At 36.0% G+C, this 12,772-nt stretch carries 11 protein-coding genes; 6 read left to right on the top strand and 5 right to left on the bottom strand.

Annotated features, from left to right (window positions below; translation table 11 throughout):
• The first annotated feature begins 1 nt into the window (after position 1).
• Entirely contained in the window at positions 2 to 2,515 is a 2,514-nt protein-coding gene (locus tag QWT87_RS18570; protein WP_302717959.1) for a M1 family metallopeptidase, read from the top strand.
• Positions 2,516 to 2,740: 225 nt separating this feature from the next.
• Here the strand turns inward: QWT87_RS18570 and QWT87_RS18565 are convergent, their stop codons facing one another.
• Positions 2,741 to 3,373, bottom strand: a complete 633-nt coding sequence (locus QWT87_RS18565; RefSeq protein WP_302717957.1) for a hypothetical protein — start codon at positions 3,371 to 3,373, stop codon at positions 2,741 to 2,743.
• A 107-nt stretch (positions 3,374 to 3,480) separates the two neighbouring features.
• Between QWT87_RS18565 and lipA the strand changes: the two genes are divergently transcribed.
• Positions 3,481 to 4,347: a lipoyl synthase gene (gene lipA, locus QWT87_RS18560; RefSeq protein WP_302717955.1), complete on the top strand. Its 867-nt coding sequence runs from the start codon at positions 3,481 to 3,483 to the stop codon at positions 4,345 to 4,347.
• A gap of 64 nt (positions 4,348 to 4,411) precedes the next feature.
• On the opposite strand, the gene QWT87_RS18555 is transcribed toward lipA, so the two are convergent.
• The 4 genes from QWT87_RS18555 to QWT87_RS18540 all read right to left on the bottom strand — a co-directional run bounded on the left by QWT87_RS18555 (position 4,412) and on the right by QWT87_RS18540 (position 8,445).
• Entirely contained in the window at positions 4,412 to 4,951 is a 540-nt protein-coding gene (locus QWT87_RS18555; protein ID WP_116096212.1) for a lipocalin family protein, read from the bottom strand.
• A 289-nt stretch (positions 4,952 to 5,240) separates the two neighbouring features.
• The gene (locus QWT87_RS18550) at positions 5,241 to 5,975 is read right to left on the bottom strand and encodes a LytR/AlgR family response regulator transcription factor (RefSeq protein ID WP_116096214.1); all 735 of its coding nucleotides are present in this window, start codon (positions 5,973 to 5,975) and stop codon (positions 5,241 to 5,243) included.
• A 42-nt stretch (positions 5,976 to 6,017) separates the two neighbouring features.
• Positions 6,018 to 6,752: a PA3715 family protein gene (locus QWT87_RS18545; protein ID WP_302717952.1), complete on the bottom strand. Its 735-nt coding sequence runs from the start codon at positions 6,750 to 6,752 to the stop codon at positions 6,018 to 6,020.
• Positions 6,742 to 8,445: a tetratricopeptide repeat-containing sensor histidine kinase gene (locus QWT87_RS18540; RefSeq protein ID WP_302717950.1), complete on the bottom strand. Its 1,704-nt coding sequence runs from the start codon at positions 8,443 to 8,445 to the stop codon at positions 6,742 to 6,744. Before QWT87_RS18540 ends, QWT87_RS18545 begins: the two co-directional genes overlap by 11 nt.
• 208 nt (positions 8,446 to 8,653) lie before the next feature.
• On the opposite strand from QWT87_RS18540, the gene QWT87_RS18535 reads away from it, so the two are divergent.
• The 4 genes from QWT87_RS18535 (at position 8,654) to QWT87_RS18520 (ending at position 12,650) form a co-directional block, all read left to right on the top strand.
• Positions 8,654 to 10,039: a vWA domain-containing protein gene (locus QWT87_RS18535; RefSeq protein WP_302717949.1), complete on the top strand. Its 1,386-nt coding sequence runs from the start codon at positions 8,654 to 8,656 to the stop codon at positions 10,037 to 10,039.
• A gap of 123 nt (positions 10,040 to 10,162) precedes the next feature.
• Positions 10,163 to 10,516 (top strand): hypothetical protein, encoded by a 354-nt coding sequence (locus QWT87_RS18530; protein ID WP_087709056.1) that lies wholly within the window; start codon positions 10,163 to 10,165, stop codon positions 10,514 to 10,516.
• Positions 10,517 to 10,779: 263 nt separating this feature from the next.
• Positions 10,780 to 11,454, top strand: coding sequence for an SIMPL domain-containing protein (locus QWT87_RS18525; protein ID WP_302717947.1), 675 nt, complete (start codon positions 10,780 to 10,782; stop codon positions 11,452 to 11,454).
• Between the two features lie 11 nt (positions 11,455 to 11,465).
• Positions 11,466 to 12,650 carry a VWA domain-containing protein gene (locus QWT87_RS18520; protein ID WP_302717945.1) on the top strand — a complete coding sequence of 395 codons (1,185 nt, stop codon included), beginning with the start codon at positions 11,466 to 11,468 and terminating at the stop codon, positions 12,648 to 12,650.
• Positions 12,651 to 12,772: the final 122 nt, after the last annotated feature.

Raw genomic sequence — 12,772 nt, 5'->3', positions numbered from 1 at the left:
AATGAAAAAAGCCATTTTATCGATTGCTTTACTGGGCGGAATTTTATTTTCCGCAAATGCAGCCGCACAAACCGAAACTTCGGGAAGAGAAAAAGTATATAGAGCCACTCATACCAAAGTAACGGAGCTGAAACACACGAAGCTAAAAGTAAATTTCGATTATCAGAAAGAACAGATGAACGGGGAAGAATGGCTTACAGCCGCACCTTTTTTCTATCCGACCAACGAACTGACGCTTGATGCAAAAGGAATGCTGATCCATGAAGTAGCGTTGGATATCAATGGGAAAAAATCTCCTTTAAAATATGATTATAAAGATGATGTTTTAAAAATTACTTTAGACAAAACCTATCAGAAAAGTCAGGATTACACAGTTTACATCAAATATACAGCACGTCCGAATGAAGTAAAACAGGAGGGAAGTGCAGCCATCAGTGATGCAAAAGGTCTGTATTTCATTAATGCACAGGGAACAGATCCGGATAAACCAACGCAAATCTGGACGCAGGGTGAAACGGAATCTTCTTCAGCCTGGTTCCCGACCATCGATAAATCCAACCAGAAAACAACGCAGGAAATTTACATGACGGTTCCTGATAAATATGTAACCCTTTCCAACGGATTGCTGAAAGATTCTCAAAAAGAAGCAAACGGTTTAAGAACCGATCATTGGGTGATGGATAAAAGACATTCCACCTATCTTTTCTTCATGGGAGTGGGAGAGTACGCTATTGTGAAGGATAAATGGAGAAATATTGCAGTAGATTATTATATTGAGAAAGAATACGAACCGTATGCAAAACAGATCTACGGAAATACACCGGAAATGATCGAGTTTTTCTCTAAAAAATTAGGCTACGATTTCCCATGGTCGAAATACGCCCAGATTTCCGGAAGAGATTACGTAAGCGGAGCAATGGAAAATACAACGGCAACGTTACACGGAAGCGATATTTTACAGAAACCGGGACAGCTCATCGACGAAAATACATGGGAAGATACCATTGCCCACGAATTGTTTCACCAATGGTTCGGGGATCTTGTAACGGCAGAAAGCTGGAGCAATCTTACGGTAAACGAATCTTTCGCCAATTATTCCGAATACCTTTGGAACGAATACAAATACGGAAAAGATCAGGCAGATTATCATCAGATGAAAGATGTCAATATGTACCTTACAACGCCGGGAAATTTTGATAAAGATCTTGTCCGCTTCAATTATGATTCCCGTGAAGATGTTTTTGATTTGGTAACGTACCAGAAAGGAGGCGGAATTCTTCATATGCTGAGAAATTATCTGGGAGATGATGCTTTCTTCGCAGGAATGAATGACTATCTTAAAACGTATGAATATCAGAACGCAGAAGCGCATCAGTTGAGATTATCTTTTGAAAAAGTTTCAGGAAAAGATTTAAATTGGTTCTTCAATCAGTGGTATTTCGGGCACGGAAATCCTAAAATTAAATATTCTTACACGTTCGAGCCGGTTAAAAAACAAATTGCCGTAACCATAGAGCAGACGCAGGATCAGCCGTTCCAGTTTCCTCTGGCAATCGATGTGTATGATAACGGAAAGCCGAAAAGATACAATGTTTGGGTAAATGCAGAAGCCAAAAATACCTTTAATTTTGATGTTTCTAAAAATGCAGATCTGGTAAATATTAATGCCGACGGAATTTTGGTGGCAGACATTACCGATACCAAAACACCGGAGCAATATGCAATGCAGTATGCGGGATCAAAAGAATTTAAAAGCAGATATCTTGCAGTAAGCGGAATCAAAGATCAGGTGGGAAAAAATCCGGCAGCTACAAAATTACTGGCAGCCGCTCTTAAAGATCCGTTCTTCAGAACGAGAATAAAAGCGTTGCAGTTAATGGATTTATCAAATCCTGAGCAATTTAAAGCGATGGGAGCAGAAGTAGAAAAATTAGCTTCCAATGATCCTAAAACTTTAGTACAGGCTGCAGCGATTTCGGCTCTGGCAAAAACGAAGGATAAAAAATACCTTCCGGTTTTCGAAAAAGGAGTAAATGCCGTTTCAAACGCAGTGAAAGGAAGTTCGGTGAGCGCTATTGTTGAAATAGATCCCGCAAAAGCAAGTACTTTAGCCGATAAGATTGATCTGGAAGGCGCTCCTGAAAATTTATTATCTAAACTTTTACCGGTGATCGTTAAAAATAAGGTTACTTCTCAAATGTCGAATATTGCGCAGGTAGCCGCATTTTATCCTTTCATTAAATTCCAGAATCCTGAACTAGGCAAAAGTGCGGAAGAAGGCTACAACTGGATTATGAGTTCTGATAATCTTAAAGCGACAGAAAGCATCACCAAAATGCTGAATCAGGCAAAAGGACAGATCGGGAACAATCCTCAGGCTAAAATGATGATCTCCCAAATGCTGAAAGACGGTCTTGCCAAAAAAATGGAACTTCTGAAACAGAATCCTCAAAATGCAGCAAGCATCAATAAGCAAATCGATGCGATCAACAAATCCATTGAAGATTTTAAATAACCTTTAAATTTAACCGCAAAAGAGACAAAAGACTTTATTGGATTTATGTAAAATATTCAAAAGTCCGCAAAGAGAAAAATCTTTTATGTGCTCTTTTTTTCATTGAATGATTAAACTTAAGAAACTAAAGTGTTTAAATCTTTTGCTTCTTTTGTGGTAAAAAAGTTTAAACAAGTTTATTAAAAAAGCACTTCTGCAAAGAGGTGCTTTTTTACTTTAATATCATCAGATATAAATCTTTTCCTTTGTTTTGGGAATCAGAATTTCTCTTCTTTTTTCCTGATTTCTGTTTTGCAGATTGATTTTCATTCCTTTTTTAATGAAAACTTCTTTCTTCGAATTTCCGTATTCTTTTTTGTTAACAACTTCCTTTTCATAAATGATTTTTCCTGTAGAAAGATTAAAGTCTACTGTTGTCCAATATTCTTCTGGTTTTCCACTTTCAGAGAAAAAGCCTATCAGTTCAAAATGACCGTTCTGAAATCTGTACTTGTCTGTACCGCCCCATTTCCAGCTGCTTCCGCCGTAATGGCTAATTTCCAGAATTCCGTTTTTTATTTCGGTTCCCTGATACGGATCGCCCATCATTCCCCCGTCGTTACTTCCAAGAATTGCTTTTCGGGATTTTTCCAAAACAGTCCATTTATTATTTACCTTCTTCAGAATCTGAATTTCGCGAAGATCTCCGGAATCGCTGTTGGTCGGAATATCATAAACTAATACTTTTTCAGGGATTTTATCTCCGTCAAGATCACCCTCAACAGTTTCATTGATCTTTGAATTTTTCGGCTGAAATTCTTTCTGCGCAAAACAGAATGTGCTGAAAATAAGGGCTAGAATGCAGAATGTGTTTTTCATAAGATATTTTATAGTTTAAAATTACTGAATTATATGTTTCATCAATGCCTGTCTTTGATTGTTTCGATAAAAAAATCACTAACTTTGAACCTCAATTTGAGAAATAAATGGAGAATTTAGTTCAGGATACTACCGTTCAGAAACCAAAATGGATTCGTGTAAAACTTCCTACCGGAAAAAACTACCGAGAACTGAGAACTTTGGTTGATAAATATAAATTAAATACCATTTGCCAGAGCGGAAGCTGTCCGAATATGGGCGAATGTTGGGGAGAAGGAACAGCTACTTTCATGATTTTAGGAAATATCTGTACCCGAAGCTGCGGATTTTGCGGGGTAAAAACCGGAAAACCGATGGATGTAAACTGGGACGAACCTGAAAAAGTGGCACGTTCCATCAAATTAATGAAGATCAAACACGCTGTTTTAACATCTGTAGACCGCGATGATCTGAAAGATATGGGATCTATTCTTTGGGCGGAAACCGTAAATGCTGTAAGAAGAATTTCTCCGGGAACCACAATGGAAACTTTGATTCCGGATTTTCAAGGGATCACAAAACACATCGACCGATTAGTAGATGTAGCTCCGGAAGTAATTTCTCACAACATGGAAACGGTAAAACGTCTGACAAGAGAAGTGAGAATTCAGGCAAAATATGAAAGAAGCCTTGAGGTTTTAAGATATTTAAAAGAAGCAGGACAGAGAAGAACAAAAACAGGTGTAATGCTTGGTTTGGGAGAAACTAAAGATGAGGTTTTCCAGACGATTGAAGACATCAGAAATGCAAATGTAGATGTAATTACTTTAGGACAGTATTTGCAGCCGACAAAAAAACATCTTCCTGTAAAGAAATTCATTACTCCTGAAGAATTCGGTGAATTCGGGGATTTTGCAAGAAGTTTAGGTTTCAGGCATGTTGAAAGTTCACCTTTGGTAAGAAGTTCTTATCACGCAGAAAAACATATTCATTAAAATAAAAATCGCTCCGTTTTTGGAGCGATTTTTTATTTGGTTTTGTCTGAAATTTTAATTCAGATTAATTATGTTTAACCCAGATTAATTTATCTGTATTATAACCTACATTTTTTGCTTTTTCTAAAAATCTCTGGCGGATGCTTTCAGGGATTTCTTTTGTTCGGGACAGAATCCACAGATATTCAAGATTGTTTCCCATGACCAAAGCGTACTGATAATTATCGTCGATATCTACCACATTATATCCTGCCCAGATCGGCTTAAAAAAAGAAACTTTAAGGCGTGCCTCATCTTCTTTTCCAACGAATCTTGCTTCACCAACGGACTCTTTCCATTCTTTTTTAACGTAGTTGTACCCTTTGTTGTCTACTTTTATCGTTCCGTTTGGGTTTTTAGAGTAGGTTGCCGTTACATTATCCATGTTTTTCTCGAATTTGTAATCGAAACGGGCTATTTCATACCATGTTCCCAAATATTTATCTGCATTAAAATTCTGCACAGCCGTTGCTCCTTTAGGAATTCCTACGGAACATGAATTAAGAATAAATAATCCTAAAATACCCAAAGAAACAGGGATGGCTATTTTCTGAAAAGTTTTCATTATAAGATATTTTTTAAGTAGAATGGATTCTTCAAAAATGATGCCTGAAAGTTTAATGGATGACTTTAATTTTTTAAACGCAAATCTTCGATTTCACTTAAATTAATATCACAAAAAATGAGATCTTCAATTTTATCTAAATACTTTTGTTTTAATGTTGAATCTTTGCAGCCCGACTTGAACGGAGCTCTTTTTGTGAAACAAAAAAGCGGGAGCGGAAGACATAAATGAGAGAAAAGTGAAGGCTTTTATCGAAGTTTACAAACGAAGTTTTAAGCTGCCCAAAAAATCAGGAAAAAACTTTCAGAAAATTGTCTTTGAAACTTCCGGAAACTTCAATTTCGGTATGGTCGGAAAGGGTTACAGTTCCGCTTTTGTGGTAAGATTTTACAAAGCCTGTGTTGATGATGTGTGAACGGTGAACTCTTACAAAAGGATTTTCCAGCAGGTCATCGAAATGCTTTAAAAAGCGGCAGACCATTTTTTTAGAACCATCGGTAAGATACACCTGCGTGAAATTTCCATCTGCCTGAAGTCTTACAATGTCTTCTGTTTTCACCACATCGAAACCCTGCAAAGTCGGGAGAATTAATTGTTGTTTTTCGGGTTTTAATTTTAAATTTTCGAGAAGGATTTTGTTACGGTTAAGTTCCTCTTTGCTTTCCAGACTTTCTGCCACTTTATTAACCGCTAAAATAAGCTCCTGAATGTCAATTGGTTTTAAAATATAATAACTTGCCGATTTATTAAGAGCCTGTAAAGAATATTGTGAAAATGCCGTGATAAAAATCGTTTCGTAGGAAAATTCTTTGGTTGCTTCCAAAACATCAAAAGCATTTCCGAAAGGCATTTCAACGTCCAGAAAAACCAGTTGAGGCTGTTTTTCGGCAATCAGCGGAACGGCTTCTTTGATATTTTCGGCTTCACCCAAAATTTCAACCTGAGGACAGTATTTGGTGAGATAATTCCTCAGAACATCTCTTGCAATCAATTCATCGTCTACAATTACAGCTTTTATTTTCATACTTTTAGGTTTTAGGTGGCAGATTTTAGGTTCCGGGAAAGATTATTGATATTTTCCGTTAGAGAATTTTAAAGTTTTGTAGGTTGTTTTTGAGGTTTCAAAGTCTTTGCAATCTCCCTTTATCAGTTTTGTTTTCCTGTTTATATTTTGTGTCTTGATGATAAGATCTGTAAAATTAGCGGTTGTTTTTTTGTCGAGATCTATTGTGGAAGTGATCTCATGAAACGCTCCATTACATCTTGTGTCCCATTCTCCGCCGTAAGAATACACTTCGAATCTGTTCAGAATTTTTTTCAGGCTTCCGTTTTCTCTGTAAAAAAGAGAAAGCTCTTCTGTTGAATAAGGATTCGGCTGGCTTTGTCCCCGAAAGCTGACTCTGATTCCGAAAGCACGGATGTCTTTACTTACTGTATATAAACCTGTATCAATTGTTATTCCGCTTAATCCGACTGCATCGGATGTAATTTCTTCGGGATCGTAATACTTATTTTTAATATTGCCTTTTTCGTCAGTAATCAGGATATAATTTCTTACAGTGTACATTCCTTCGTCCTCCTGTCCATCTAAAATAGGCAATACAACGATGTAAGAATCTTTCTCATTCGGCATTTTCTTTTCTGCGTAAAATTCTGTTCTGATCTGTGATCTGTTTATTTTCAGTGCTTTAACAATAGTTTCAAAACGGGAAGAATTGATTTCCTGTCCGAACATCATGAAAGATAAAATTAAAAATACAAAGGCTAAAGTTTTTCGCTTCATTGGCTTATTACAATACATTTAATTTTAAAATGACCAAAACACCGGAATTATTTTCTTTATCTTTCACCGTGCACAAAATCTCTTTTTTATACAGATCATTCAGCAGATCGATTCTTTCGAGGGTATTTTTCATTCCGCGTCCTTTTCTTGTTTTCTGATGTTCTGTTTTCTGTTTTTTGCTTTCCTCAATCCCGATTCCGTTGTCTTCAACGGTTATTTTGAGCTGTTCATTTTCTTTTTCAAAACTTAAATTTAAAAATCCTATGGTTGTTCTGTAACGTAAACCATGCCATATTGCGTTTTCTAAAAATGGCTGAACCAGCATTCCCGGAACTTTGAGACTTTGTGTGTTTAAACTTTCATCTACATGAATTTCATAATCAAATTTATCGGCAAAACGTGTTTTTTCCAAAGCCAGATAATTCTGCAAAAGATCCAGCTCCTGCTGAAAAGGAATGAAATCTTCAGTGGAATTTTCCATTACGCCGCGCATTAATTTAGAAAATTTGGTTAAATATTGGTTGGCTTCCAGTTCGTTATTGGTCGCTATAAAATGATTCACAGAATTTAAGCTGTTAAAAATGAAATGCGGATTCATTTCGCGGCGCAGCGACTGCAAAGCTATTTTTTTATTCTTGATCTGAACTTTTTTAAGGGTTCTGAAAATGAAAATAATCAACCCGATTAAAACAATCAATGCAAAAATCAAACTGTAATTAAAGACATTTTTCTTTCGGATGAGTTCATCTTTCAGTTGTTTTTCCTTTTCCAGTTGGGCAATTCGCTGTTCGGTATCTTCAAGGATTTTTTCATCAACCAGACTTTTGTCTTTTGAAACCAGATCCGGCAGTTTTCCGAGAAAATCACGGTATAATTTTACTGAAGCATCCGTATTTTCAGAAACGTTGTAAAGACTGTCGAGTTTTTTTACACTTTTCTGCGCTTCCAGTGTATGACCTTTTTCAAGCGCGATTCCGTATGATTTTTTTAAAAGATCGATGGCTTCTTTCGGATCATTTTTTTTGATGTAAATATCGGCAAGCTCCTGAATCTGTTCCACCTGCTTTTTTGAATTTTTTTTAACGAAATCTTCTTTTAAAACGGTCTTTTTTGCTTCAATCGCTTTGTCGAAATTTTTATTTTCAACGTAAAAATCTGTTAATTTCTGGTTGATTTCCAATGCCTGTTGCGGTGCTTCTTTTTTAGAAATTTTATAGGCATTCGTAAGATTTACCTCCGCTTTTGGAATGTCATTCTGCTGAATATTAATATCCGCCATCTGCGTGTAATTCGCAGCCAGTTCGCCTCCTTTGTCTTTTTCCTTCTCGTTAAGCTGAATATTGTTCTGAATGGCTTCCTCTTTAGCTTCCGCAGAATTTACGGAAAGTCTCGTCACGTCATTGGAATTCAAGGCACGGCTTTTAGAATAACTTACTTCTGCCGCTCTGTTGTAATTGCTAATGGCGGGAGAAATTTTATTCTGCTTTTCCTGAGACTGTGCCAGTTTTCGGCTTGCCTTTTCAATATTCGGTTTGTCGTTTAATTTTTCGTAGATATTTTTTGCTTTGGTGTAATATTCTTCACTTTTCTGAAAGTTCCCGTTGTTGAAAAACGACTCTCCGATGTTGTAGTAAGAATCTGCCTGTGAAGATTCGTCTTTTGTATCGACCGCTTTCTTCAGTTTCTTCGTCTGAAACTGAATATCTTCCACAGTTTTGTTGCTTTGAGCATAAAAAATATTCCCAAAGATGAGTAAACAAAAGATGGCGAAAAGATGACACATTTTCATAAAACAAAGATATACATATATATAATGTGCAAAAAATTATTCACCAAGTGAAATTCTTCATTCACCAAGTTTCGTATTTTCTGCGGGATTTATGAGGCTAAGTTTGTGGCATAATTCAAATTTAATCATCATGAAAAATTTATCTTTTCTAAACAGAAGTACATTAGTTTACCTTTTCTCTTCAACATTTCTTTTCAATATCTCAAAAGCGCAGTTAGGAGTTTCTTCAGGCTCTGTTTCCCATACGGTGAGCAACGGTCTTTCCAGCGCAAATGAAAGTGGATTTCTTAATGAAAACACGATTATTGTAGAAGATTTTATGAATTACCACAAACATCAGATTAAAATTCCGAAGAAAAATGAAGTGGCTTTAAGCATTGATTATGACAATACAATTCTGAATTCGGACGACAATTTTTTACTGCAAATCGGGCTCGCAACGCAAAATGTATCGGCTAGAGAAAACTCAAACAAAGTAAATGTTTCTCTGGTCATTGATAACAGCGGATCTATGGGTGGCGGAAAACTTGAAAAAGTAAAAACGGCACTCAAAGTTTTTGTAAAAGGATTGAAACCCGAAGATATCATTTCTATTGTAAAATTTGATGATACCGCCAATCTTGTTTTAAAATCATCAAAAATAAAAGAAGTTGCCGGAAATTTAGATGCCATTATTGAAAGTATTTATCCTGCAGGTTCCACCAATATTCATTCAGGGATGATGATGGGCTATTCTGAAGCGCAAAAACACAATACCAAAGACTACAACAGCAAAGTAATCCTTCTTACCGACGGAATGACAAATTCCGGAATTACAGATCCTGAAACAATTTTGAAACAGTCGAAAGAATTTAACGATAAAGGAATAGACATCAGTACCATCGGAGTCGGGCAACAACTGGATTTTGATCTGTTACGTAGAATCGCCACTTACGGAAGAGGCTCCAATTATTTCATCGGAGATGCTGAAGAAGATATTCAAAAGACATTTAAAGATGAATTGGAAAGCCTTTTATACAATATCGGAAAAAAGCCGAAACTAACGATCAATCTTCCTGAAGGAATGAACATTAAAACATCTTACGGTTATCAGCCAAAATATATTTCTGATCATCAAATTGAAGTAGAACTTGAAAATTTAGATTGCGGACAAACCCAGATTTTCCTGATGGAAGTTGAGAAAAATGAATTAGAAAATTTTTCAATCACTGCTTCTTTGGTTTATGAAAAGAATGATGAAGTGAAAAATATTTCGTCAAAAAAAGGATATGATGAAATGACGGAAACAACTCAACAAGAATTAAAGAAAAATTTTCAGATTGCTAAAATGACGACAGCACTCAAAAAAGCAGCAAAAGATTTTTCACAAACCAATATGGGAAATAGCAAAAAATCCATGCAAAACATCATCAGTTATTATCAGTCTTTCTGCGATAAAAACGACGAAGATCTGAAGAGAATTTATAATATCGCCTTAAAATATTCATCCGGATATAATACAAGATCCTATTATTAGATCTTTTGGGCAATCTCAATTCTTTATCAGCTCTTATATGAAAAAATTGTAATATGAAAATTGAAATTCTGTTAACAATCAACCATTTAGCAATATATACCTTTGCTAAAACCAAACATGACTATGAAAAAACAGTTTTACTTTTTTCTTTTACCTGTATTGTTCTTGCAGAGTTGTTCGTTTCTTGAACAGAACAATTTCATTGAAACCAAGATTATTTCCAGCGATCTCAATGAAAAAATTGTTTACAAATTTTATCAGACCGGACTTAATGATTACAAAGTAGATTTTTACTCGGTAGATCAGTCCGGTTCTACCAAACTTTTTGAGCACGATATCGACGATGCGTTTGCAACTTCCGAAACCTACACCATTTCAGAAAATGATGATGAGCTTATCATCCGAACCAAACTTTTTTCTGAGGTGAAAAAACTCGTCACGCCAAGCGGAAAATCAATTATTCTTACCAACAGATAAACAGTTCTTTTCAGGACTGTTTTTTTATATTCATCACAAAACAATAGTTTCAGCTATCATTTGCTGAACGCAGTGCCGTTGCGAACGAAGAATATTCACAGTAATTTCAATAAAAATCTTTGCAAACATTGCGTTAAAATGATCATTATTTCTAATTTTTTTGATTTCACCAAGCCAAACCTTCATTTCACCAAGTCTCCCGATTTTCACTCTGAAATCGGCGTAATTTTACTCTAGAAGTTTAAAATTAAAAAAAGAAAATTATGAAACTGAGACATTTTTTACTGATCGGATTATTTCTGATAGGAGGTATGATCAACGCACAGGAAACAAAGAAAAATTTCATTGAAGTAACCGGAATTGCAGAAATGGAAGTAGAACCGGATGAAATTATTTTCAATGTAGGAATTAAAGGAGACAACAAAAATCAGCTTGCCGAGAACGAAAAGCAGCTTTTTGAAATCCTTAAAAACAACGGAGTAAAAAACGAAGACATCAAATTCAAATCGATGTACCAGAATATTTATTCCAAAACGAAAATTTTCACTAAGAATCTTCAGTTTAAAGTAACGAAGAAAACCGATATGGGAAATCTTTTTGAAAGCCTTAACCAGAAGTGGGTTAACAACATCAACATTGCGGAAATTAAAAACACGAAAATCACAGATTTCAGAAAAACCGTAAAAATTAATGCTTTGAAAGCAGCAAAAGATAAGGCAGACTATCTTCTGGAAAGTATGGGTAAAAGAACCGGAACTCCGCTTGAGATTGTAGAAATTGAGGATTATACGAGTGATATGATCATGCCGATGAACTTCAGAGCAAAAGTATCCAATATCCAGCTTGAAGCAGCAGATTCTAATGTAGATTATTCTTTTGAAAATATCGATAACATCAAGCTGAAATACAGCATTAAAACAAAATACGAAATCCTTTAAAACACAAAATCATGACAGCTTTTAAAATTTTAACATTAGCAGCCGGAACCGCCGCTTTATTCGGGGTACAAAACTCAAAATTTGAATATAAAGAACCGGCGGTTCAGAGAACAGTGGTTCAGAATGTCGATAAACCTTCAGAAATAAAGATTAAAGAAAATAAAATTCAGGTGGCATTGCTTTTAGATACTTCCAACAGCATGGACGGACTGATCGATCAGGCAAAATCCCGACTCTGGAATATCGTGAATACTTTAACGACCTTAAAATACAACGGCAAAGCGCCACAAGTGGAAATTGCTTTGTATGAATACGGAAATGACGGTTTACGAGATGAAAATTACATCCGGCAGGTAACTCCTTTAACGCAGGATCTGGATCTGGTTTCCGAAAAACTGTTTGCTTTGAGAACCAACGGCGGAAGCGAATATTGCGGAGCCGTGATCCGTGATGCCTCAATGAATCTGAAATGGGATGACAATAACCAAAGTATGAAGCTGATCTATATTGCGGGCAACGAGCCTTTCGATCAGGGAAGAATCAGTTATAAAGAAGTCATTCCGACAGCGAAGAGAAAGAATATTTACACCAACACAATTTTCTGCGGAAGCCGTGATGAAGGAATCCGGACTTTCTGGCAAAACGGAGCTTCTCTGGGCGAAGGAAAGTATTTCAATATCGACAGCGACCAGAAAGTGATTTATATAGAAACACCTTACGATGTCAGAATTTCAGAATGCAACACCAAACTGAATGACACCTACATTTATTACGGAAGTCACGGTTCGGAATTTAAAAACAAACAGATGCTTCAGGACAAAAATGTCGAAGTACAGTCGGTTTCCAACGCCGTGGAAAGAACGGTTGCAAAATCCAAGAAAAATGCCTACAAAAATGATCATTGGGATTTGGTAGACCGCGCTGAAAAGGATGTAAACTTCATGTCGGACGTAAAAGCTGAAGAACTTCCTGCCGAATTGAAAGGCAAAAGCAAAGAGGAAATTAAAAAAGCGGTTGCCGAAAAATCAGCCGAGAGACAGAAAATTCAGAGAGAAATCGAAGAATTATCAGGAAAAAGACAGGCGTTCATTGATGCTGAAATGAAAAAACGCGGAAATTCTGAAGCGGATGATCTGGGAAAGGCGATTGAAAAGTCTGTTCTGGAACTGGCAAAGAAAAATGGTTATACTCTGTAACTCATTATCAGCAGAAATTAAATTTAAATATCTAAAGTGATTAAAAACGAATAACCACTAAAGTTGAATGAAGAAGAAATGTTGTTTTCAAAGTTCCGACAACAAATATTTTGAGTGTGGTG

The organism is Chryseobacterium urinae (genome assembly GCF_030518295.1).
Taxonomy (GTDB): Bacteria; Bacteroidota; Bacteroidia; order Flavobacteriales; family Weeksellaceae; genus Chryseobacterium; species Chryseobacterium mucoviscidosis.
Note: the sequence above shows the minus strand (reverse complement) of the source record. Positions and strands in the feature narration are given on the sequence as shown.

Excerpts from the sequence above, each read along its gene's own strand:
- QWT87_RS18550 (WP_116096214.1), bottom strand. The coding sequence starts at position 5,975 with ATGAAAATAAAAGCTGTAATTGTAGACGATGAATTGATTGCAAGAGAT.
- QWT87_RS18520 (WP_302717945.1), top strand. The coding sequence starts at position 11,466 with ATGACAGCTTTTAAAATTTTAACATTAGCAGCCGGAACCGCCGCTTTA.
- QWT87_RS18535 (WP_302717949.1), top strand. The coding sequence starts at position 8,654 with ATGAAAAATTTATCTTTTCTAAACAGAAGTACATTAGTTTACCTTTTC.
- QWT87_RS18525 (WP_302717947.1), top strand. The coding sequence starts at position 10,780 with ATGAAACTGAGACATTTTTTACTGATCGGATTATTTCTGATAGGAGGT.
- QWT87_RS18565 (WP_302717957.1), bottom strand. The coding sequence starts at position 3,373 with ATGAAAAACACATTCTGCATTCTAGCCCTTATTTTCAGCACATTCTGT.
- lipA (WP_302717955.1), top strand. The coding sequence starts at position 3,481 with ATGGAGAATTTAGTTCAGGATACTACCGTTCAGAAACCAAAATGGATT.
- QWT87_RS18570 (WP_302717959.1), top strand. The coding sequence starts at position 2 with ATGAAAAAAGCCATTTTATCGATTGCTTTACTGGGCGGAATTTTATTT.
- QWT87_RS18530 (WP_087709056.1), top strand. The coding sequence starts at position 10,163 with ATGAAAAAACAGTTTTACTTTTTTCTTTTACCTGTATTGTTCTTGCAG.
- QWT87_RS18545 (WP_302717952.1), bottom strand. The coding sequence starts at position 6,752 with ATGTATTGTAATAAGCCAATGAAGCGAAAAACTTTAGCCTTTGTATTT.
- QWT87_RS18555 (WP_116096212.1), bottom strand. The coding sequence starts at position 4,951 with ATGAAAACTTTTCAGAAAATAGCCATCCCTGTTTCTTTGGGTATTTTA.